We start from the raw sequence: 22,182 nt of genomic DNA, 5'->3' as shown, positions 1-22,182 counted from the left end.
TTGCGATACGATCTGCCGTAATGTATTTCTCCAATTATTCAACCCCCAGCAGTTCAACTCTAAGATCCCAATTTGAAGAGATTATGTCCGGGGAATGCGTAGCGATAACTGCAGAAAACTTGCTAAGAGCTGCAACCCTTTTCAAATCATCAATAAACTGCGTTTGCCAAGAAATATGCAACGATAGCTCAGGCTCGTCAATGAGAATTAGATCACCCGGGGCTGAACCAAATATAAGCTTGTAAAACAACACCAACTCATGTTGCTCTCCAGAGGAAAGCTTGGTCAAATCTATATTAATAGAATCATTGTGCTTATCCTTCACAATAGAAGTAAAGACTATACCGTCATCCTTGCTAATTTTTATATTTTTATGCTTAAAGCGATTGCTGACAATATCCATAAACAAACCAATTTTTTCAGCAAGCTTCTCATATGGCTCTAATTTTAGCTTGCTATCCTCGACATATTGTCTCATCGATATAATAATAAGGTCGTTATGCTCATCTTCAATAACGGCAAGTTCCGAATCCTGAGCGTCGACGACAAGACCAGCAGCGGAAAGAGTTTTTCGTTTCTCATTTAACTCAGAGAGCTCATCATTTAACTGAGAATATGTATAGTGATTTTCCGCGCGAAGATTCTGAACAAGACGATTTGGATAAGTACTATCCAGTGCAGACGTAATATCAGCTGATGATTTTATCGCAATGGAGATTAGCTCTTTCAATTCATTTGAGCATTGCGTCACCGCACTTTCGTAAGAGTTTTTGCTTATTTCATTTCGAGTTATAATTCGTTGCGTCTCAATCAAGCGAATCTTTATTTTCTTTGTCTCTTCAATAAACCATTTAACTGGCTTTATTTTTTCTTGCTCTGACCGATATTTATATTCTAAGTAATCACTTTCCAGTAAGAGAGCATGAACATCTTTAGACTCATAAGCATAGTGAGAATTCATCATCTCATACTTACGAAACTCCATTTCTCTTCGGCGCCTTTCCCTGGGGTCGTTCACGGCGTTTGGGCGCTGATTCGAAAGTTTTTCTGGTTTTGATTTTGAGCCTGGAGTTCGCCTGTGTACATATAGTGTAGATTCATTGTGGAGCTGGGACTTAGAGAAGTCCCATACTTCATCAGTATCGAAAAAAATGGACAGCGTTTCAAAGTCCAAATCAATTAGGAAGTTATAGTCGTTGCGAAATATAGCACTTATCGCCTCAAGAACTTTTGTTTTTCCAATGCCATTCTCACCTAGAATAATTGTGATGCCAGGATTTTGATTGAGAGGGATATCATGATCAAAGATCCCGAAAAGCTTAGTGATTGATATTTTTAGTATTTTCAATTTTTCGTCCTTAGCAATTTATGCACACGTATTTTTTGAGCTGTCTCCATTGCTCGCACATCGAACGCAAGGAGGGGAAATAGATACAAGCCTCATTAATTCTTGCGGCTGAACCTGAGTCAAAACCGACTATCAAGCATCAATAATCGCCAAAAAACTAGACCAATTTACCATTGTAGCTAGGAACGCTTACGGAATATCTACCGCTTCGTTTTTACCGGTCTTGATTTTGGCAGAGCGTCTGACCGCTCCCGATCAATGCGAGGAAGAGGCTTGTTCAGCTGAGACTCATGAATGATGAATGCCCGAGTTCGAAGCGTTGTACTGCCAGCGAAGAAACTGCTCGATCAACCGAGAACTTTCACCTTCAATGAGGAAAAAGGACTGATTTATTCCCAAAAAAAAAATCTGAGAATCATCTGGCCTGCCTCCCCACCTCATGGAGGTGCCGCAGTAAGGCTTCGATAAATATCAACGTTTAAAAAGACATCTCCAGACACTCACTCAGACTACACACCCTTGCGCCTTTGCCTACAGCTACGCCAGAATCCGCCGGCTTGTGGGCTTTGTACCTGGTCTATATCGTCTATGGGTCGCTGGCAACCCAGCGACCGGGTTTAGCGACCTGACCAGGTATAAGTACAACGACGCTCCAGTTTGTCGCAGACGTTTGCGACGACGCTATGGTGGCTGTGCGTGGGAGACCTTCGGGTCTGCCGGGTCTTATACCTCTCGGTTCGCTAACCCGCGTACAGCTGCCACCCTTACTTGTTTAGCGACAAGTGTTGGTGGTTCCACCAGGTATAAATTTGGAGCTTCACCATGATCAAACCAACACCCAATCCGCCCGAAACCGCCTCGGTTTCACCCTACGAATCCATCGATTCCAAAAAACTCCACGAAGCCGCCGACCGCGCGCTCGACCATTACCTCTGTCCACCCGGTTCCACGCCGCCCCCACGTAAAAACCGTGGGATGTACGCCGTGACGGCGGACAACAAAACCGAAGAACTGCTGGTCGATGCCAGTGCAACACTCGCTTCGGCCAAAACCATCGCCCAGAACGTCTCCAGCCTGTTGCCGGCATCGCAGCGCCATGCGCTGGCGGGGATTGCGCAGTTGATCATGCTCGGCGAGTTGGCGGTGAATCGGGCGTTGGATAATTTGCAATTGCCGGAGTGACGCGGGTGCCGGGATCACCTGGTGATTGATCGGGTGTTCATTCTGGCGCCTTCGCGAGCAGGCTCGCTCCCACAGGGTTTTATGCTGATTGCAGATGTTATGTACGACGCTGGAACCTGTGGGAGCAGTCGATTATTACCGCGTCGTCTTCGGGTGGTTATTGGGGCGCCTCGGGACATTCGCGGGTCCATCGCGTCACGGTCATGTCATTGAATTGCTCACCGATGGTATCGACGCGTAGGCAAGTTCCTTTCTTCGCGTAGTACAAGATGCAACGCGAGCTATCAAACGAGCAGGTGTCCAGTTCGAAGAACTTGCGTGCAGCCAACTCCTTCTCCACGCCACTGTATTCATAGCCGTCGCTGGTATGCATCCGCGTCGGCTTCCAGCCTTGTTTGACGAGCTTGGATTTGGCCGCAGCCAAACGCTCACCGACGACTATGCCTGCTGGCCCGCGCTTGTCGTTCGGCGCCTGTGAGCCATCGGCAAACGTTGCGCTGATACCCATGCAATAAAGTGCGACGAGTACGAGGGGTGAAGCCTTCATTTGGTTGTTCCTCCAGCCGACTTATAGCTCGACAAAAACTTCGAGTACTCGGCACAAGGTTGCGGGTGGGGCAGGCAAATCCTGCGATTATTCTGTGTGTGGCCATCTGCTGCCATACAACCATCTTCCCTCACCAGTTATCCTGCGCACCCCGCGAATGACAGGAATCAGCCGTTTGGGCACAGCTTTTTAGGCTTTGTCCTACAGCCAGCACTTGGGCTTTTCGATAGCGTCGGACTGTCGGAACCTCAAGTCGGGATTCCCGAAGTGAACAAGGATGATGCATGAGTGAATATGGAAACGTACCAAGGCCCGCACTACCTAACCCGCCAAGAAAACAGGTCTACCGTGGCGTAGAACCGACTGATCTGCACGCCAAGCACTGGGCAGAATACCCTGAGGCTCCCGCAGAGAAACCGGCTGTTGCGAAGCCAGCAGCGGAACCCGGTTTCTACATCGTTCAGCAAGTCATGCCGCGCTCTGCGCTGGAAGCAGCATTGTTCGATAAGCCGGATGGTGCAACGCTTGAGAAATTCACGCGCCTCAACCCTCACGTCACCGGGTACGCCAAGCCCGGGCAGCTCATCGTGTTGAGCGATCCGAACAATCCTCAGTGCACACGTGAAGAAGCGTTGCTCATGGAAGCGGCGCAGAAAGTGGACACGGCACTCAAGCCCATGACTGACGAAGAAGCGAGCTTCATGGTTCGCTATCAGAGCCAGATAGAGTCCATTCTTTCGCAAGGCTCAACATCAATCGGTGTGGGTGAGTCGATATTCGCCAAGAACCTGGGAGACGTGACAACCTCGCTGAAGGAAATCGAAACGCTGCACCAGAAAAGTTTTCAGCGTGACGGTCACTTGCGTAGCTCAGAGTTTTTTGATGAGCGTGCACGGCTGTTTGCCAAGCTTGATAGACAGCTCACCGGGTTAACCAGAAAGGGCATCGGTTTCCCTGATCATCCAAGTTTGAAATCAGCCCTCGGCATCTCAAGCAAAAGCTTGGTGCACCACTGGACCCTGGCCGGTGCTCCGGGACAGATTCCCGGTTACGCCACTCACGCAGAAGGTGTCGCCAGAGCGGCCAAGGTTGTGAAGTACGGTGGCTGGATTGGTACAGCCGTAGGTGGTGGGGCGTCTTACATGAAGGTTCAAGAAGTCTGTGCAGCAGGTAACAAGGATGCGTGTGAAAAGATTAAATACACCGAGGGCGGTAGTTTCATTGGTGGGGTGGCCGGTGGCGCGATGACAGGTGCAGCACTCACTGCTCCAGTGGTAGGTGCAATCTGTGTGGGGCTTGGCGTGCCTACGGGTGGATTGGGAACTCTCGCTTGTGGCGTGGTAGTTGTAGCGGCAGGCTCATATGCTGGCGGGGCGGTTGGAGGGGCCGGCGGTGAAATGTTCGGCGAAGTGATTTACGAGGTGACTAAATGAATACCGCTGAACTGATAGTCGGAGGATTGTGTGGCGTTGTGATTATTTCGATGATCATCTGGATCGGGATTGCTCTCTACATTGCACATATCAAGATGGACGTGATCCTTGAACACCTCAAAAACAGTTCTGCCGGCACCAGGTTAGCTGCGCTGAAGCACGGAGGTGCATGGGGCAGATTGCTTTTAGTAGGCGGTGCCTCTGGTCTCGTTACGTTCACCAATTTCTATATGAGACGCGGCACGCTCAGCGCCGATGATGTCGAGAATTTTCCTTCGTCACTCAAACAGAGACTTGTGTTGATGCAATGGAGCGCAATAGCGCTGCTTTCTGCGATGGTTGTGCTGGTTGCTTTGGGGAAATCAGGAGTACTCAAGTAACCGGATGAGAAGCGTGCTCAGCCCCGTTTGAACGCTTGGAAACCACAGGCGAGTGGGCTGGTGAGTAAATCTATTCCGCAGGGAAGTGAGTTTGAACGTCGTTGATAAGGTACTTCTGTCCATTGCCATCGTTGATCTGGCAGGGTTAATTCTTTGGATAGGCGTCTGTTTGCACTTGGCCTATACGAAGATGGATTTGATGTTGGAGCACCTGAAGAATTGCTCAGCGATCATGACTCGGGCTCCGCTTCGGCATGGTGGGCCTTGGGGAAAGCTTCTGCTCGTAGGTGGTATTTCGGGAATTGTGACCTTTCCTAAGTTTTATTTGAAAAGGGGTGAGCTGAGCTCTGAAGATTTGGCCAGTTTCCCAGCCTCCCTTAAACGTAAGCTAGTGGTGCTGCAATGGAGCGTCATTTCTCTGTTGTTGGTCATGATCAGCTTTGGGATCGCTGTTAAGTCAGGTTTTGTTTAGCGCTGCTGAACACTGAGTCATCAAAGCCAAAAAAAATCTGCTTCCACCTCCGACACCAAAAAGGGACTGATTTATTTCCATAAAGTAAATCAGTCCCTTTTGTTATCACTTTGTTGTCGATTTCTGGTTTCAATCATTTTCAGGACATTTGAAGTTCCAGGAATAAATTTTCATGTCTTTGACTTCTTCGCCGACAGTTCCTACACCTAAACAATCTCCGTTCTTGATGTAGTTGAAGCTGCAGAAACGGACGCCCTCCGTGCAAGACTCGATTTCATTGAAACCTTGTCTTTGTAGGACGTTTTCAACCCCGAACTCACCTGAGTAGGACGGATTCGGCTTCCAGCCATTTTTGATCAACGCTTTTCGGGCTTTCGAAAATGGCATTCCCTCTTTGATAGGAACGTCTGCTGCGCTAGAAAATAAACTGACGCAACATAAAAGGCTGATGGCTAATATTTTTAGTTTCATTTAACAGTACCGCCAAAAATCTACCGTCCATGTACGTTTGCGTCGCACAGAATGCCTGAGGCAAAATTTGCGCTCAACATTTCCTACAGTCCTTTGATTGACTGTTGGTGAGTGGCTTCTGTCGAGTCGCTCGCAATGCCTTTACGCCCTGACTGGGTTTACGTTTTGTGCGCGGGAAAAATTGCGGGTAATGGGGCAGATTTGTTTAAGTGGTTGGGTGCCGCAATAAGGCCTCGATAAACACTAGCGTTTAAAAAGACATCTCCAAACAATCTCCCAGGCTACACATCCTTGCGCCTTTGCCTACAGCTACGCCAGAATCCGCCGGCTTGTGCGCCTTGGGGGCGGGTTCTATTGTGGTCTGGTCGCTGGCGAATCAGCGATCGGGTTTGGTAGCCCGGCTTAGACTTGGCGCATAGCGTCACCCGATACAGGCCTTTTTGGGGCTGTGTATTTATGGTGGCCATGCGCAGGGCGTCTTCGGGCGCGCCGGTTCTCCAAGTCACCGGTCTACCAACCTTCGTATGGCCACCACCCCTTCGTTTGGTAGCGAAAGATGATGGCTCCTTTTCTATGATTTGGAGATTCACTCATGATCAAACCAACACCCAACCCGCCCGAATCTATCTGCACGTCCCCCTACGAATCCATCGATTCAAAAAAACTGCACGAAGCCGCCGACCGCGCGCTCGACCATTACCTCTGTCCACCCGGTTCCACGCCGCCGCCACGTAAAAACCGTGGGATGTACGCCGTGACGGCGGACAACCAAACCGAAGAACTGCTGGTCGATGCCAGTGCAACACTCGCTTCGGCCAAAACCATCGCCCAGAATGTCTCCAGCCTGTTGCCGACATCGCAGCGCCATGCGCTGGCGGGGATTGCGCAGTTGATCATGCTCGGGGAGTTGGCGGTGAATCGGGCGCTGGATAACTTGCAACTGCCGGAGTGATACGGGTGTCGGGATCACCTGATGATTGATCGGGTATTCATTCTGGCGCCTTCGCGAGCAGGCTCGCTCCCACAGGGTTTTATGCTGATTGCAGATGTTGTGTACGACGCTGACACCTGTGGGAGCAAACGTTGGCGACGGATCTATTTTCTGCCCCACCCAGTACCGCCATAAAACATTGATGATTTGAGCGCGGCGTCTGCAAGTCAAAAAGCCGGATTTTCCCTACAACGAACACCGATCCGTCCTGCATTCAAACCTGAGTCCGTTCGCCAAAGTCCTGCGTTTTCAGAACGGGACACGGATGTGACCAGACTCATCCCGCTAAGCGAGTTCCATGGCCAGCGAGAGCAGATCCTCGATGCCTACGAAGCCATGGAACATTTCCGACAGGCATTGAATCGTCCGGACGACTTGCCCGGATTCGACGACTTGTTAAACGCCATGGGCCTGCATCGTAACAACTACATGCAAGGCGCGAATGAGCGAAAACTCATCGATGCTGTGCGTAACGGTGATTGGGCTCTGGTGAAGCTACGCATTGCTACAGACAACGGCGGCGCTTCCTGGAATGCCTTCAACCCCAAACCCGAGCCACCTCCTGCACAACACTTGGTGGAGGAACACGCCTACACCTTGCCGCAACCGGCTGAATCGGGTTTCCACATCGTTCAGAAACCCATGACGCTCGAGGCGCTTGAACGGGAGTTGTACGAAATCAGTCCCGGCGACTTACTGCGTCGCGAATTCCGTTCACTCAATCGACATCTCGGTGAGCGGGTCAAGCCTGGGCAAATGGTCTTGTTCAGCGACTCACGCAACTACATGTGCCGACGCGAAGAAGCACAGATGATGGCCGCTGCGGAGAAGGTGAACGAGGCGTTGAAAGACCTTTCGGATGAAGAAGCTTCGTTCATGGTTGAGCATCATGAGGTCATTGAGCCGTTTCTGGAGGTGTCGGCCGGCACATTGGGCGTTGCGTCATTCATGATCGGGCAGCATCTGGAAGGATTGAAAAATACCCTCAAAGAGTTGGAGCAACTGCATCAGCAGCAATACACCCAACATCGCCATCTACATTCCCCAGAGTTCTTTGCCAAACGCAAACGTCTGATGGCGAAACTGGATGCCAGCCTTGGGCCGCTGGTACGCAAAGGCACGGGTTTGCCAGATCATCCAAAACTCAAACGTGCACTGGGATTGTCCAGCCGCCGAATTGTTCACCGATGGGGCAAAGCAGGCGCACCGGCACAACTACCCGGATATGCAACCAACATTGCGGGCGTTGCCAGAGCAGCGAAGTTCATGAAGGGAGGTGGTTATCTCGGCATAGGTCTGCAACTGGGCGCATCCAGCTCAAAAATCTACGAGGTCTGCGCGTCCGACCGCGAGGCGGAATGCAGGCAAGTGAGGTTTGTAGAGGGAGGAAAAATGGTCGGCGGTACCGCTGGAGCTCTTGCTGGTGGATATATCGGAGGGAAAGTAGGTTTGGCGGTATGCGCGAAACTGAAAGGAATGGGAAAACTCGTGTGTGTACTTGTGGTCGGTGCGGCAGGTTCCGTGGAGACAGGAACTCGGATGACTGAAGGCGGTGAGTATTTAGGACAAAAAATCTACGAGTATTCCGAATGATGGAAGTCGACGGCACTGTATATGCCTGGGCTTGGGGAGCGCTGATCCTATTAGGCGTGATCAACTGCGCAATGATTTTCTACGCCGTTTATACAAAACTCGATGCTCTGGAAAAACACTTTGCTGAGTGGCTGTACCTATCCATGGACTGCGGTTCATCAGGTGGAAGTTTTCATTGGAGAGCTCATCGAATGGCCGCTGTCAGCAGGTTGATTACATCCAAGAGTATCCAACGGCAGGAACCGTTGCTGATCGACGCCGTTCAACGCCTTCCCAGAGGACTCAGGTTTTGGGCGACGAGTCCATTTCATGTCGGCTATTTCGTGTGCGGTGCATCGTGGGTGCTTTGGCTTTATGGGAAATACAGAGGTTTTTTGTAAAGGGGCAGAGAGAAGGTCAGTCCTCGGTGAAATCGTTTACGAAGCAATCTTAAATGACTGAAATCAAACTTCTGTTCGCCGCCACTGGCATTGCGTTACTGGTGCTGATCATCTCCAACGTTCTGGTGATGATCTATGTCGGGTATTTCAAGCTTTCCGAAATTGAGTCGCACCTTGAAAATTGCGATCTGCTCCATAACTGCCCGCAGAAGGGACGTTCCGGTTTTTGGGCGCGCAGGTACAGGCTCACTCTGATCACTGCTTTGCTTCGTAAACGTCCTTCGCGCCTGTTGCTGGATAATCCGAGCGCCCTCGAAGAGGTCCGGAGCCTTCCGCTGAATTTGCGGCGGTGGGTCGAAATCCCATATCGATTGAATTCCTTTTCTCTGCTGGGAATTCTGGCTTTGTATGGTTGGGCGGAATATTTAGGACTGTTCGAGTGAGCACCATGAGAAACCGGTCGTCTATCAAGTGCTATCGCGAGTCGCCAGGGTGCCGTGGAGACAGAAAAAAGGTGTTTGATGATGTTGAGTTTTCAGGACAAGAAATTCATGAGTATTCCGAGTAATGGAAATCACCAGCACAGTATTTGCCTGGGCATGTGGGGCGCAGATCATGATGGGCGTGATCAACTGCGCAATGATTTTCTACGCCGTTTACACAAAACTCGATGCTCTGGAAAAACACTTTGATGAGTGGCTGTACCTTTCCATCTACTGTGGTTCATCAGGGGGAAGTTTTTACTCGAGAACTCAGCGGATGACCGCTGTCAGTCGGTTGATTACATCCAAGAGTATCCAACGGCAGGAACCCTTGCTGATCGACGCCGTTCAACGCCTTCCCAGAGGACTCAGGTTTTGGGCGACGAGTCCATTTCATGTCGGCTATCTCGTGTGCGGTACATCGTGGGCGGTTTGGCTTTATGGGAAATACAGAGGTTTTTTGTAGGAGTGGGTTAGTTTGATGGTTCGACGTTTCGGGAGACTCAGGGCGATTGGTTCCCCGAGCGACTTAGCAACGTCTGATGTCTCGATAAACACCAACGTTTAAAAAGACATCTCCAAACACTCTCGCAGGCTACATATCCTTGCGCCTTTGCCTACAGCTACGCCAGAATCCGCCGGCTTGTGCGCCTTAGAGGCGAGTTCTATTGTGGTGCGGTCGCTGATGAATCAGCGATCGGGTTTAGCGACTCGACTTTTTGTAATAGGTGCATCAGCGTTCCATGCTTTGTCGCAGACTCGATGTCTGCGACTCCGCTATGGTGGCTGTATGCGGGAGACCCTCGGGTCTGCCGGGTGCCTATAACCGGTTCGCTAACCTGCGTACAGCCGCCACCTTTCTGTTTAGCGACAGTTATGGCGGCTCCACCCTAATAGGAGCTTCACCATGATCAAACCAACACCCAACCCGCCCGAAACCGCCTCTGTTTCCCCCTACGAATCCATCGATTCCAGAAAACTCCACGAAGCCGCCGACCGCGCGCTCGACCATTACCTCTGTCCGCCCGGTTCCACACCGCCCCCACGTAAAAACCGTGGGATGTATGCAGTGACGGCGGACAACAAAACCGAAGAACTGCTGGTCGATGCCAGTGCAACACTCGCTTCGGCCAAAACCATCGCCCAGAACGTCTCCAGCCTGTTGCCGGCATCGCAGCGCCAGGCGCTGGCGGGGATTGCGCAGTTGATCATGCTCGGAGAGTTGGCGGTGAATCGGGCGTTGGATAATTTGCAATTGCCGGAGTGATGCGGGTGCCGGGATCACCTGGTGATTGATCGGGTGTTCATTCTGGCGCCTTCGCGAGCAGGCTCGCTCCCACCTTTAAGTGTGTTTCAAGGTGGGAGTGCGCTGGCTCTTCAGCCGCGATAAATGTCGAGACGATGTACGCGTTTCTGTAATTGTGAGTGGCGGGGTGCTTGCTTAGCGTCAATCGACTGCCAGGTTGTCCCGAGCCCACTGTTCAGCCGTTGTGACCTGAATCGACTGCTGTTCGTTGAAAGTCCCCGCTTTAGGCCACGACACGCCTCTGCCTTGGGCAAATACGGCGCGGTATTTTTTGATGTGGTGAGTGGGGTCTTTTTCCAGTTCCTGCATCAGGTGAGGAACCGTCCAGACGTTACGCTTGAACGGCCGCCCCAGCACACGTTCAAGCAGGCTCGCCACCTGCCCATACGTCACCGTGTCGCCAGACAGGTAGACGATCTCATTGCGAAAGCGCGGTTCGAAGAAAACGATATCCGCTGTCAGCTTGCCGATGTCCTCCGGTGTCGTGAGCGTTACGCTGGTTTCCAGGCTGCCCAAGGCGTTGACGGTGTCGCTCTCAAAATCGACGACCTCAAAGACCGGCTCGAACAGAAAACTGGTGAACATACCGGTCGAGATGATCACCCATTCGGTTTTTTCCTGGGCGCGGAGCAACTCGCGCACGTCGAGTTGTGCATCGAACAAATCCTGCGGGCTGCCCCGGCCAATCACTTCGAAATCGACGCCGAACTGCCAGGGGAAGTAGCGCTTCACGCCGGACCTGAGCGCTGCTGTCGCCAGTTTCATCGGCGTTTCCCGGCCCGCGACCATGCCTGCGCAGCCTATGACGGTGTCGAATGCTGCGAACACTTCGGCCAGTTGATCGATGGAATCGTTAACCAGGTCTGCAGCGACTAGCTGGATGCCCAGACTGCGCAGTTCATCGACTTCCAGTTTTTTCTCGGGGGCTTGCGTGTTGATGGTCGAATCCCTGAGCAGGACGCTGATGGTGCTGCCGGTCGAGCGCTCGGCTACCCGCGCAAGATTGCGCAGCACCGGCAGGCCGAGTTCGCCGGCGCCGAGTACGAGAATGGATTGTGGGGAAGGGTGGGTCGCTTCGGTCATGATGTCTCCTGAGATCCGTCGTCTGTATGATTTGGCGATGCTGGCACGATTGCGCAGCGCTCAGAAGAAGGCACACGCGTGATACCAGGGGGACACATGACCGATGAGGAAACCCTTAGCCAGGCAGAAGCGATCTGCCAGACGCTAAGACGAGACGATGATGGCGTGCGGCGCGAAGTCCTGGCTCACGCCGGTAGCCGCTGGTCACTGGGTATCCTGCATGCCCTGGGTGTGTACGGCACGATGCGTCATGCCGAGATCAAACGGCAGATGACGGGCGTGACTCAGCGCATGTTGACCAAGACGCTGCGTGCGCTGGAACGCGATGGTTTGCTGATACGGCGGGAGTTGGATCAAGTGCCGCCCCATGTCGAGTATGAGCTGACGGCGTTGGGTATGGAGTTGTTGGTTCGCATGTCGCCGATTTGGACTTGGGTTGTGGAGCACGTGGATGATTTTCGCGAGGCGCGTCGGGTGTTTGATGGTCAGAGTGGGAAAAAACCTGCTTGGCAGGTTCCGGTGGTGGGGCTGGTTGATTCAGAAGGGGCCGATTGACCGCTCGTGTCATTGAATGGTTCGCGCCCGAGAAATCAGCGGCGGTCCTATTCAATAAGACAGGTGACCGACCACCACCCTCACGGGTGATGGTTCGATGCTTAACGCGGGTTAGATATTCGGGGTGTAAGAGAAACCCTGCGAAGCTTCGGTATCGGTGAATGGCGTGACGCGAGTTTTCTTGTTGAACAGGCCATTGACGACCGAGCCGGGGAACATCTCGATGGCGTTGTTGAACAGTTCGACGTTGCGGTTGTAGATGGTGATCGCTGCGCCGACGTTCTCTTGTTGTTCGGCAATTTCACGCATCATGTTGTTCGCCGCTTCCGATGCTTTCAGATCAGGGTAGGCCTCGAAAGCGATGCGCAGGCCACCCATTAGCTCCCGGGTGGCGGTTTCAACGGTCGTGAGGGCATTGCCATTGGCGCCCGCAGGCAGGGCGTTGACCGCGCTGCGAAGGCCGGTGATCTTTTCCAGGAGGCTGGCCTCATAGACCATGAAATCTGCGAGCACTTTTTGAAGCTGGTCGAGCACTTTGGTCTTCTGGCGTTCGTAAACGAGGACGTCTGACCATGCACGTTGTACTCGGTTGTGTCCCCCAATGATGCCGTTGTAGATGCTGAATCCCCCGATGATCATGACGACAGCGATAACAGCGGCGAGGATGAGTGCAATGTCCATGGCTTACTTCTCTTTGCGGTTTGTAGGGGTAAGGGAGCTGAAGTTGTCATCGTGCAGCTCACTGAGTGCATGGCTCCATTGGAGCGCAGACATCAGTCGCGGCAGTTCGATACCAGCAGAAATTTCCGCGTAAAAATATTTGGGCGAAGCCAGCGAATACTGAGCACCGTACGCGAACAGGTCGCTGCTCTCAAAACTGAGGCAGAGCTCTCCACTGTCGGAGAACTCCAGGTTCGGACGATGGAGGATGTCGAACAGCTTCAGCAAGTGGAGCACCGTCGAAGGCTTGATGAATTTCGCACAGAGCATCTCGCTGCGACCGGTCAAACGGAATGCTTTATTGAAATCCGGAGAAGTCGTGTCCATGGGGTGCGAATAGTCGTTCTCTGACTGGTAATCCGATCTGACCGATATTCCGGTGACCCATGGAAAGTCGATGACCAAACTGTAGCGATCGTAGTGGTCATGAACCACCCGAGTCTCCGTTTTGGTATTGCCCTTTTCGTCGGTAACCGTGGTATGCACTTCTCGTTGGTTGACATAGTGCAGCTGGCGGTACGTGTAAGGGAGGTTGCGCAACGTGCCGGTGAATACGCCCTGTATCGACTCGACCAACTTGCGGCTGTAGTCGCCCCGGCGGTAATCACCAAATTCCGTGTCCAGCTCCTTCAGGGTCGCGGCCGAGTCTTCTCTCAGGAAAGTCAGTCCGTTGTGGAAGTAGGATGACAGTCGAGCAATTCTTTTACTGAGCGACGGCAACCGATCAGATTTGGATTTCATCCATGTCAGACTCCAAACGGCAATCACGATGCCAAGAAAACCAGTACCGATGCCGAACGAGTCGGGATCAATTTCCAACCGGTAAAAGAACAGAGCGACGCTAGAGATATTCCCAATCCAATAAAGGACCACAGCACTCGCAAGCAATAACAGGCCAGTGCCGAAAAACCACCATGCGCGTGTGTGATCAAATTCGAGCGGGCCACGGTACGAGGCGAACTCATGGATCACCTTCAATAAGTCGGTGTTGGACTTAGCCCTCTCAACACTGGCTTCGTTCACGGCCAGCAACTTATTTAACCTCGTGTTCTGCGATAAGTTGGGCATGTCAGGTATCCATTGATTCAGGAGTGCCTGGTATGGGAGCCACGACCCGGATTGAGGATTTGGTGCTATTCATAATCTGTCAGAAATTTTAAAAAGGAGGGGACGATACCATTGTCATGGCAATGATGGCTTCTCGCCTGTTTCAGTCTGAAGGGCAAAAGCTACCCTCACCCCAGCCCTCTCCCGGAGGGAGAGGGGGCCGAACGAGTTGTCTTGCGGGGTACGTCGACCTGGAAGATTTTGGTGATTATGGCTTTGGTGATTCTGGAGGCTGCGTGAGTAGAAGCGGCCCTCACCCCAGCCCTCTCCCGGAGGGAGAGGGGGCCGACCGAGGTGTCTTGCGGGGTACGTCGACCTGGAAGATTTTGGTGATTATGGTTTTGGTGAAGGGCCTTCGATTTGGCTTTGTGAGCTTGGCGAATTTGGATTCAATGAAAGACGTTCAAGTCGGTGTAACTCTCGAATATCCCCGAATCGGTTCCCTCTACCTCTGGGAGAGGGCTAGGGTGAGGGGCTTTCGGTTCGGGACAACAAAGTCTCAAGCTTGGCCAACGGCGGGGCATCTTGGTTGCGGTCAAATACCTGAATGCCAATCTTGAGCAAGCGGCCGTTTTCGGCTGCGCTGATCACCTGTTCACACCGCAACAACAACCGCCCCTGATCACATTCCTGCGCCTTTATCCCCATCGGCATACGACCTTCCAGTTGCAGCTCTGCCATGCGTGTTTGCGCCGCAATCATCGCCACCGACCGATCCCTTAAAACCCCACTGCTCTGCGTAATCAACCCCGCCACGCGCACAGCCGCCGACATCGCCACGGCAATAATCGCCAGCGCCACCAGCACCTCAATCAACGTGAAACCCGCTTCCCGCGAACGCGCACGCATAAACCGCCCAAAACCAAACCCAGCCCTCGACGCTAACCCGCGTCCTTGACGGCTTGACGACGAAAACACCCGAGGATTTTCAACATCACTGACATATCTTCTTGCAACACTGCGCGTCGAATCGAATCAAGCCAGGGTATGTCGAGATGGATATCGCACCTTTCAAATCGCTTCAGCAACCGATGCGCACGCCGCGTGGGCAGCAGGGTTTTACCCTGATCGAGATCATGGTGGTCGTGGTGATTTTGGGGATTTTGGCGGCGATGGTGGTACCCAAGGTGCTCGATCGGCCGGATCAGGCGCGGGCGACGGCGGCGAAGCAGGATATTGGTGGGTTGATGCAGGCGTTGAAGTTGTATCGCCTCGATCACGGCACTTATCCGAGCATGAACCAGGGCCTGAAGGTGTTGGTGGAGCGGCCGGCGGATGCGAAGAACAGCAATTGGCGCTCGTACCTGGAGCGCTTGCCGAACGATCCGTGGGGGCGTCCTTATCAGTACCTCAACCCCGGCGCCAACGGCGAAATCGACATCTTTTCCCTCGGTGCCGACGGTCAGCCGGACGGCGACGGCGTGAATGCCGATATCGGTTCCTGGCAGTTGTAAGGCCGGCCATGAACAGCCGCTCGCCTGAGGGGGCGAAGCAACAGGGCATGGCGATTATCAGCGCGTTGTTGATTGCGGCCGTTGTGGCGGTGATTGCGGCGGGCATGTTGACGCGCCAGAGCGTGTCGACCCGTGCGCTGGAGGCGGATCAGCAGCGTGTGCAGGGGCGTTGGGTGGTGCAGGGCGGGTTGGAGATCAGCCGTCAGTTGCTCTGGGATGCACGTCAGCGCGATCCGTTGACCCGGCTCGATCAGCCGTGGGCGCAGCGTCTCTCCGCGCAAGGTTTTGAAGGACGACTGGAGGATGAGCAGGGCAAGTTCAACCTGCGCAATCTGGTCGCCAACGAGCGGGTCGATGAGGCACAGGTCGCGGCGTTTCAGCGTTTGTGCGAGTTGATCGGGGTCAGTGCCGGGTTGAGTCAGCGCATCAGTCAGCGGGTGATTGCGTCCTACCCGCGACTGCTGAATGCGCAGATTGCCGAGGCGCCGAAAAGCGGTTTCGACAGTGGTCGCGCGACCTCGCCTAACGCTTCACACAAACCGCAGAAGCCGACGCTGCCGATGCTGCGCAGCATCGATGATTTGCGCAGTGTCGACGGTGTTAATGAGGCGTTGATCGGCAAACTGGCGCCGTACCTGACGGTGATCCCCGCGACGACTTGGCTCAATGGCAACACAGCCACTGCTCCGGTTTTGGCCGCGTATGTGCCGGGGTTGTCGCTGGAGCGCGCCAATGCGCTGATTGCCGAGCGTGATGCCGGGCGCTGGTTTATCAATCGAGGCGATTTCGTTAACCGTTTGCGCATGCCGCAACTGGAGCTGACCAGCGTCAAGGTCGGCATCACCAGTGACTGGTTTCGCCTGCGCGGTGAGGCGCGGCGCGATCAGCGGCGGGTCAGTCTTGAGGCGTTGTTGCATCGCAGCCAGGACCGCTTGCCGCAGGTGATTTGGTCGCGGGTGGGCGTATGAGCCAGTTGAAAGTGGCGTTGCCGCCCTTGGCGGAACTGGATCTGCACAGTCAATTGCACTGCGCCTGGCTGGATCGTCAGGGCCAGGTCACGCGGGAAGAACGCCACAGTCTGAGCCAGTTGAGCCAGCAGTCGAAACTGCCGCCGCTGGTGTGTTTTTTGCACCCGGCTGACAGCCTGTTGGCGAGTCTCGATTTACCGCCGTTGCCGGCCAACAAGATTGTCGCGGCGGTGCAGTGTGCGGCGCAGGCCTTGATGCTGGGTGACAGCAGCGAGATGCACATCGCGCACAGCGCGCGGGATGAGGCCGGGCAGGTGCAGATCGCCTGGGCGCCTCGGCAGCACTTGTTGCGCTTTGGCCAGTTGCTGAAAAGCGCTGGGCTGAACCTGCGCGGTCTCTATCCGGCGCCGTACAGTTTGCCGGTGTTGCCCGGCACCGTCGCGTGCGTGCAGGACGGGCATTTGTTGTTGCGCGACAGTGTGCAAGCGGCGCGGGTGCAGCCGTTGTTCGATGACGGCCTCGACGGTGTCGTGTGGGAGCCGGGCATCACTTTGCATTGGATCGGTGAGCAACCGCCGCCGGGCGCTGAGCTGCCGATGGCGGATGCGCAGCGCTGGACCGGGCCGCTACCGGGTTGGGGACTGCATGGCGCGGTCCAGCAGCAAAATACCGAGCATCGCGGCTGGGGCAGGGCGATCGCTTTATCAGCGTTGGCCGTGGCCGTTTGGGTGATCGGATTGAACCTGTATGCCGCTCGCGAGGCCGGGCAGGGCCAGCAGTTGAAAACCCAGATGAACCTGCGGGTAAAACAGACCTTTCCCGAGTTACCGGTAATCCTCAACCCGTTGCAACAGGCCCGTCAGCAACTGGCGGCGCGGCAGAAGGGCGTGGCGGATGATCCGGCGCAGACTTTCAATCGTCTGGTGTTGCAGGCCGGCAGCGGCATGCCGTCGATGGCTGGCAGTGTCGAGCGGTTGGCGTTTGTCGACGGCACCTTGCAACTGAGTCTGCTGAGTGAAGCCCGTCGTGGCGGCAATGATCAGGATTGGCAAAGCGCTTTGGCGCAGGCCGGTATCAGCGTGACGGCAGATGACGAGGGCTGGACCTTGCGTCCGGCCACTGAGGCCAGCCCAAGCGACAGCGATGACAGCGGCGGAGCAGAAGAAGATGAATAAGGCCTCGCTCGCGGTTTATCGCGCCAAGTGGCAGCGTTTTAACGCTCAGGTGCAGGCGCGTTGGCAGCCGTTGGCGTTGCGCGAAAAACGCATGGTTGGCGGCATGGCCGTTGCGCTGATCGGCCTGTTGCTGTGGGTTGCGCTGATCCAGCCGCCGCTGAAGAAAATCACTTATTGGCAAACCGAAACGCCAAAGCTGCGCGCCCAGACCGAAGCGCTGGAAGTGCTGCTGCGCGAAGTCAGCGTGCGTCCGGACGGGCAAAGCCTGGCGCAGTCGCTGGAGCAGACCCTGCAGGCCAGCGGCCTGGCGGGACATTACCAATTACAGGAGGCGCAGGGCGCCTGGCAGTTGACCTTCGATGCGGCGCCAGCCGACGCCGTGCTCGACTGGCTGTTGAGCAACCCGGCACAACTTTCTCTGCAAGTGGTCGAGGCCCGTTTGCAACGCGCAGACAACCCCTCGACCGAAGTCACCGCCGGCACTTTGTCAGGCACCGTTCGCATGGATCAGGCGCTGGGCGCTAAGGAAGCTTCATGAAGGGGTCAGGATCCAAACCGGCACGTCTGGCGTTGCCGATGCTGCTGATGGCGTTGAGCGCGTGCAGCAACACCACCACGCCGCAGAATCAGCCGCCGTTGCTGGTCGACAGTGAGCTGGGCCGCCCGCTGGCCAGCACTCAGCGCAGCGGCGACGCGGTTCTTGACCGCGAGCGTGCGCAGGCTCAGGCGCGACCTGTGCCGAAGCAATTGCACAACATCAGCAAGAGTGCCCGCAGTGGTGCGGCGGCGTCGGGCATTGCCTTGCCGAGTAATCCTTTGGGCGATCAACCGGTAACGCTGAATTTTGTCGACGCCGATATTCAAGCGGTGGTGCGCGCGTTGTCGCGTTCGACTGGTCAGCAGTTTCTGGTCGACCCTCGGGTGAAGGGCACGTTGACGCTGGTCTCGGAAGGTCAGGTGCCCGCGCGGCAGGCTTACGACATGTTGCTGGCGGCGTTGCGCATGCAGGGTTTCAGCGTGGTCGATGTTGGCGGCGTGGCGCAGGTGGTGCCGGAGGCCGATGCGAAGTTGCTCGGCGGGCCGATCTACAGCGCTGACAAACCAGCCGGCAACGGCATGCTCACGCGCACGTTTCGTTTGCAATACGAGAACGCGGTGAACCTGATTCCGGTGCTGCGCCCGATCGTTTCGCCGAACAATCCGATCAACGCCTATCCGGGCAACAACACCATCGTTATCACTGATTACTCTGAGAACTTGACCCGCGTTGCGCAGCTGATTGCGAGCATTGATTCGCCGAGCGCGATCGACACCGATGTGGTGCAAATTCAGAACGGCATCGCTGCTGACATCGCGCCGATGGTCGCTGATTTACTCGATGCGCCGGGCAATGATCCGACGCAGAAAATTGCGGTGATCGGTGATCCGCGTTCCAACACCATCATCATCCGCGCCGGCAGCCCGGAGCGTACGGAGCTGGCGCGTAATCTGATCTACAAACTGGATAACGCGCAGAGCAATCCGAGCAATTTGCATGTGGTTTATTTGCGCAACGCGCAGGCGGCGAAACTGGCGCAGGCCTTGCGCGGTTTGCTGACTGGTGAGAGTGACAGCGGCACCAGCGACAGTGCGCGCTCGGTGCTCAGTGCCATGGGTGCAAGTACCGGCGGCAGCGCTGGGCAGAATGGCCAGAGCGGTACTCAAAGCAGCGGCACCTCGACCACCAACAGCGGCGGCAGCACGGGCGGCAGTTACGCGCAGGGCAGCAGTGGCAGCACAACCGGCAGCGGCAGCGCGCAAAGCAGCGAACAGAACGTCGCCTTCAGTGCCGGCGGCGTGACCATTCAGGCTGACGCCACCACCAACACCTTGCTGATTTCTGCGCCGGAGCCGTTGTATCGCAACTTGCGTGAGGTGATCGATCTGCTCGACCAGCGCCGCGCGCAAGTGGTGATCGAGAGCCTGATCGTCGAAGTCGGCGAGGACGATGCCAGCGAGTTCGGTGTGCAGTGGCAGACCGGTAATCTCGGTGGCAATGGCGTGATCGGTGGGGCGAATCTGGGTGGTTCGGGGCTCAACACCAACGGCAAGACCAGCATTGACGTACTGCCGCAGGGTTTGAATTTGGGCTACGTCAACGGCACCGTGGATATCCCCGGTATCGGCAAGATTCTTGACCTGAAAGTGCTGGCCCGTGCCCTGAAGAGCAAGGGCGGCACCAACGTGTTGTCGACGCCGAATCTGCTGACCCTCGACAACGAAGCGGCGAGTATTTTTGTCGGCCAGACCATTCCGTTTGTCAGCGGCAGTTATGTCACTGGCGGTGGCGGCACCAGCAATAACCCGTTCCAGACCGTGACCCGGGAAGAGGTGGGTTTGAAGCTCAATGTTCGCCCGCAGATTTCCGAGGGCGGCACGGTGAAGCTCGATATCTATCAGGAAGTCAGCAGCATCGACGAACGCGCTTCCAGCAGCGCGACATCGACGGGTATCGTCACCAACAAACGTGCAATCGACACCAGTATTTTGCTCGACGACGGCCAGATCATGGTCCTTGGCGGGTTGCTGCAGGACGGCTACAGCCAGAGCAATGACGCGGTGCCTTGGCTGGGCAGCCTGCCGGGGATTGGCGCACTGTTTCGCAACGAACGTCGGGCGATTACCAAGACCAACCTGATGGTCTTCCTGCGCCCGTACATCATCCGCGACAGCGAAGCGGGGCGCAGCATCACCCTCAACCGTTACGACTTTATGCGCCGCGCTCAGGGTGGATTGCAGCCTGAGCGCAGCTGGGCGATGCCGGACATGCAGGCGCCGCAGTTGCCGACGGCGGCGCAAGGGGTGCCGGCGGTGTTACCTGGGTCGGGTCCGCGCGCAACCATCAAAGCGGTGCCTCTGCAATGAAAACACCATCCCCTGTAGGAGCTGCCGAAGGCTGCGATCTTTTGATCCTGCTCTTTGGCAGCATTGAAAAAATCAAGATCAAAAGATCGCAGCCTTCGGCAGCTCCTACAGGGATTGGGGAGGGCATGAGATGAGTGCGTTGCCCTACGCCTGGGCCAAGGCGCAGCGCATTCTGTTGTGCGATGGCGTGCTGACCGTGTGCCCGTCGACGCCGGGCTGGTCGATCAGCGAGGCGCGGCGGCAGTTTGGTGCGACCACGATTCAGCGGGTGCGCGATGATGAACTGGATGGCTTGCTTGCCAGTGCCTATGCGGATACAGGCAGTGCAGCGGCGGTGGTCGGCGCGGCAGAAAACGAAGTCGATCTTGATCGACTGATGCAGGACATGCCGGAAATCACCGACCTGCTCGACACCCAGGACGGCGCACCGGTGATTCGCATGATCAACGCGCTGCTGACCCAGGCCGCGCGCGACGAGGCCAGCGACATTCATATCGAACCGTTCGAAACCCACTCAGTGGTGCGCTACCGCGTCGACGGCACGCTACGTGACGTGGTCTCGCCGCGCAAGGCGTTGCACGGTGCGCTGGTGTCGCGGATCAAGATCATGGCCCAGCTCGACATCGCCGAAAAACGCCTGCCGCAGGACGGTCGCATCGCCTTACGGGTGGCCGGGCGGCCGATTGATATTCGCGTTTCAACCGTGCCTACCGGTCATGGCGAACGGGTGGTGATGCGTTTGCTCGACAAACAGGCCGGGCGTCTGCATCTGGAAACCCTCGGCATGGACGCGCAGGTGCTGGCCAAACTCGATCACCTGATCCGCCAGCCCCACGGCATCGTCCTGGTCACCGGCCCCACCGGCAGCGGCAAAACCACCAGCCTTTATGCGGCGCTGGCGCGGCTCGATGCGAGTACCAGCAATATCCTCACCGTCGAGGATCCGGTGGAGTACGACCTGCCGGGGATCAGCCAGATTCAGGTCAACGCCAAGATCGACATGACCTTCGCCCTCGCACTGCGGGCAATTCTGCGCCAAGACCCGGACATCATCATGATCGGCGAAATCCGCGATCTCGAAACCGCACAAATCGCCGTGCAAGCGTCGCTGACCGGGCATTTGGTGTTGGCGACGCTGCACACCAACGACGCGGTATCGGCGGTCAACCGCTTGATCGACATGGGCGTCGAACCGTTTCTGCTGGCGTCGTCAATGCTCGGGGTTTTGGCGCAGCGACTGGTGAGGCGGCTGTGCAATCAATGCAAGGAAGAAGACCCCACCGCGCCCGGCACCTGGCGCCCGGTCGGCTGCCCAGCGTGCAATCAAACCGGCTACAGCGGCCGCACCGGCATCCACGAATTGTTCTGCATCGACGACGACATCCGCACCCTGATTCACCAAGGGGCAGGGGAGCAGGCCTTGCGCGCATCCGCCGCGAAAGCCGGGATGTTCAGCCTGCGCGAGGACGGTGAGCGCTGGATTCGCAGCGGCGCCACCGCCCCTGAAGAAATCCTCCGTGTGACACGGGACGCCTGATGAATCGCTATCGTTTTGAAGCCGCCGACGCCACCGGCAAGATTGAATCCGGGCACCTTGAGGCGGACAGCCAGGCTGCCGCGTTCACAACATT

At 55.6% G+C, this 22,182-nt stretch carries 24 protein-coding genes; 17 read left to right on the top strand and 7 right to left on the bottom strand.

Annotated elements, in window-relative coordinates; genetic code table 11:
* Positions 1-34: 34 nt before the first annotated feature.
* Positions 35-1,348 carry an AAA family ATPase gene (locus CKW17_RS26750; protein ID WP_176470125.1) on the bottom strand — a complete coding sequence of 438 codons (1,314 nt, stop codon included), beginning with the start codon at positions 1,346-1,348 and terminating at the stop codon, positions 35-37.
* Positions 1,349-2,170: 822 nt separating this feature from the next.
* Between CKW17_RS26750 and CKW17_RS26740 the strand changes: the two genes are divergently transcribed.
* A complete protein-coding gene (locus tag CKW17_RS26740; protein WP_008087957.1) occupies positions 2,171-2,530 on the top strand; it encodes a DUF6124 family protein in 360 nt (119 codons plus the stop codon).
* Positions 2,531-2,687: 157 nt separating this feature from the next.
* On the opposite strand, the gene CKW17_RS26735 is transcribed toward CKW17_RS26740, so the two are convergent.
* On the bottom strand, positions 2,688-3,077 hold the full coding sequence (locus CKW17_RS26735; protein WP_095122829.1) for a hypothetical protein: 390 nt from the start codon (positions 3,075-3,077) through the stop codon (positions 2,688-2,690).
* Between the two features lie 284 nt (positions 3,078-3,361).
* Between CKW17_RS26735 and CKW17_RS26730 the strand changes: the two genes are divergently transcribed.
* The 3 genes from CKW17_RS26730 to CKW17_RS26720 all read left to right on the top strand — a co-directional run bounded on the left by CKW17_RS26730 (position 3,362) and on the right by CKW17_RS26720 (position 5,362).
* Entirely contained in the window at positions 3,362-4,510 is a 1,149-nt protein-coding gene (locus CKW17_RS26730; protein ID WP_095122828.1) for a hypothetical protein, read from the top strand.
* On the top strand, positions 4,507-4,890 hold the full coding sequence (locus CKW17_RS26725; RefSeq protein ID WP_095122826.1) for a hypothetical protein: 384 nt from the start codon (positions 4,507-4,509) through the stop codon (positions 4,888-4,890). The genes CKW17_RS26730 and CKW17_RS26725 overlap by 4 nt, the downstream gene beginning before the upstream one ends.
* Positions 4,891-4,975: 85 nt before the next feature.
* Positions 4,976-5,362, top strand: a complete 387-nt coding sequence (locus CKW17_RS26720) for a hypothetical protein (protein WP_095122824.1) — start codon at positions 4,976-4,978, stop codon at positions 5,360-5,362.
* A 129-nt stretch (positions 5,363-5,491) separates the two neighbouring features.
* Here CKW17_RS26720 and CKW17_RS26715 read toward each other — a convergent pair whose 3' ends face one another.
* The gene (locus CKW17_RS26715; protein ID WP_256586329.1) at positions 5,492-5,833 is read right to left on the bottom strand and encodes a hypothetical protein; all 342 of its coding nucleotides are present in this window, start codon (positions 5,831-5,833) and stop codon (positions 5,492-5,494) included.
* Between the two features lie 592 nt (positions 5,834-6,425).
* Here CKW17_RS26715 and CKW17_RS26710 point away from each other — a divergent pair.
* The 6 genes from CKW17_RS26710 (at position 6,426) to CKW17_RS26685 (ending at position 10,546) form a co-directional block, all read left to right on the top strand.
* Positions 6,426-6,785, top strand: a complete 360-nt coding sequence (locus CKW17_RS26710) for a DUF6124 family protein (protein ID WP_095122821.1) — start codon at positions 6,426-6,428, stop codon at positions 6,783-6,785.
* 306 nt (positions 6,786-7,091) lie between these two features.
* Positions 7,092-8,417: a hypothetical protein gene (locus tag CKW17_RS26705; protein ID WP_095122820.1), complete on the top strand. Its 1,326-nt coding sequence runs from the start codon at positions 7,092-7,094 to the stop codon at positions 8,415-8,417.
* Positions 8,414-8,797 carry a hypothetical protein gene (locus CKW17_RS26700; protein ID WP_095122818.1) on the top strand — a complete coding sequence of 128 codons (384 nt, stop codon included), beginning with the start codon at positions 8,414-8,416 and terminating at the stop codon, positions 8,795-8,797. Before CKW17_RS26705 ends, CKW17_RS26700 begins: the two co-directional genes overlap by 4 nt.
* Positions 8,798-8,850: 53 nt before the next feature.
* Positions 8,851-9,240: a hypothetical protein gene (locus tag CKW17_RS26695; RefSeq protein WP_095122817.1), complete on the top strand. Its 390-nt coding sequence runs from the start codon at positions 8,851-8,853 to the stop codon at positions 9,238-9,240.
* 124 nt (positions 9,241-9,364) lie between these two features.
* A complete protein-coding gene (locus CKW17_RS26690) occupies positions 9,365-9,745 on the top strand; it encodes a hypothetical protein (protein ID WP_095122815.1) in 381 nt (126 codons plus the stop codon).
* Positions 9,746-10,186: 441 nt separating this feature from the next.
* On the top strand, positions 10,187-10,546 hold the full coding sequence (locus CKW17_RS26685) for a DUF6124 family protein (protein ID WP_095122814.1): 360 nt from the start codon (positions 10,187-10,189) through the stop codon (positions 10,544-10,546).
* Between the two features lie 180 nt (positions 10,547-10,726).
* On the opposite strand, the gene CKW17_RS26680 is transcribed toward CKW17_RS26685, so the two are convergent.
* Positions 10,727-11,668 carry an aromatic alcohol reductase gene (locus CKW17_RS26680; protein WP_095122812.1) on the bottom strand — a complete coding sequence of 314 codons (942 nt, stop codon included), beginning with the start codon at positions 11,666-11,668 and terminating at the stop codon, positions 10,727-10,729.
* A gap of 96 nt (positions 11,669-11,764) precedes the next feature.
* Here CKW17_RS26680 and CKW17_RS26675 point away from each other — a divergent pair, with 96 nt between their 5' ends.
* The gene (locus CKW17_RS26675) at positions 11,765-12,223 is read left to right on the top strand and encodes a helix-turn-helix domain-containing protein (RefSeq protein WP_095122810.1); all 459 of its coding nucleotides are present in this window, start codon (positions 11,765-11,767) and stop codon (positions 12,221-12,223) included.
* 111 nt (positions 12,224-12,334) lie between these two features.
* Here the strand turns inward: CKW17_RS26675 and CKW17_RS26670 are convergent, their stop codons facing one another.
* From CKW17_RS26670 to gspI, 3 genes are all read right to left on the bottom strand, one after another.
* Entirely contained in the window at positions 12,335-12,904 is a 570-nt protein-coding gene (locus CKW17_RS26670; RefSeq protein ID WP_095122809.1) for a LemA family protein, read from the bottom strand.
* A gap of 3 nt (positions 12,905-12,907) precedes the next feature.
* The gene (locus tag CKW17_RS26665; protein WP_095122807.1) at positions 12,908-14,011 is read right to left on the bottom strand and encodes a hypothetical protein; all 1,104 of its coding nucleotides are present in this window, start codon (positions 14,009-14,011) and stop codon (positions 12,908-12,910) included.
* 501 nt (positions 14,012-14,512) lie between these two features.
* Complete coding sequence (gspI, locus tag CKW17_RS26660) at positions 14,513-14,899, bottom strand: type II secretion system minor pseudopilin GspI (RefSeq protein WP_095122805.1); 387 nt, start codon at positions 14,897-14,899, stop codon at positions 14,513-14,515.
* A 146-nt stretch (positions 14,900-15,045) separates the two neighbouring features.
* Here gspI and gspG point away from each other — a divergent pair, with 146 nt between their 5' ends.
* From gspG to gspE, 6 genes are all read left to right on the top strand, one after another.
* Entirely contained in the window at positions 15,046-15,504 is a 459-nt protein-coding gene (gspG, locus tag CKW17_RS26655; protein WP_038368790.1) for a type II secretion system major pseudopilin GspG, read from the top strand.
* 8 nt (positions 15,505-15,512) lie between these two features.
* Entirely contained in the window at positions 15,513-16,472 is a 960-nt protein-coding gene (gene gspK, locus CKW17_RS26650; RefSeq protein ID WP_095122803.1) for a type II secretion system minor pseudopilin GspK, read from the top strand.
* Positions 16,469-17,647: a type II secretion system protein GspL gene (gspL, locus tag CKW17_RS26645; RefSeq protein ID WP_095122801.1), complete on the top strand. Its 1,179-nt coding sequence runs from the start codon at positions 16,469-16,471 to the stop codon at positions 17,645-17,647. The genes gspK and gspL overlap by 4 nt, the downstream gene beginning before the upstream one ends.
* Complete coding sequence (gene gspM, locus CKW17_RS26640) at positions 17,640-18,185, top strand: type II secretion system protein GspM (RefSeq protein ID WP_095122799.1); 546 nt, start codon at positions 17,640-17,642, stop codon at positions 18,183-18,185. The genes gspL and gspM overlap by 8 nt, the downstream gene beginning before the upstream one ends.
* The gene (gspD, locus tag CKW17_RS26635; protein WP_095122797.1) at positions 18,182-20,551 is read left to right on the top strand and encodes a type II secretion system secretin GspD; all 2,370 of its coding nucleotides are present in this window, start codon (positions 18,182-18,184) and stop codon (positions 20,549-20,551) included. The genes gspM and gspD overlap by 4 nt, the downstream gene beginning before the upstream one ends.
* 130 nt (positions 20,552-20,681) lie before the next feature.
* Positions 20,682-22,088 carry a type II secretion system ATPase GspE gene (gene gspE / locus CKW17_RS26630; RefSeq protein WP_095122795.1) on the top strand — a complete coding sequence of 469 codons (1,407 nt, stop codon included), beginning with the start codon at positions 20,682-20,684 and terminating at the stop codon, positions 22,086-22,088.
* Positions 22,089-22,182 lie beyond the last annotated feature (94 nt).

Origin of the sequence: Pseudomonas sp. Irchel s3f10 (assembly GCF_900187515.1) — a bacterium.
GTDB lineage: Bacteria > Pseudomonadota > Gammaproteobacteria > Pseudomonadales > Pseudomonadaceae > Aquipseudomonas > Aquipseudomonas tensinigenes.
This window is presented reverse-complemented; position numbering and strand designations above follow the sequence as displayed.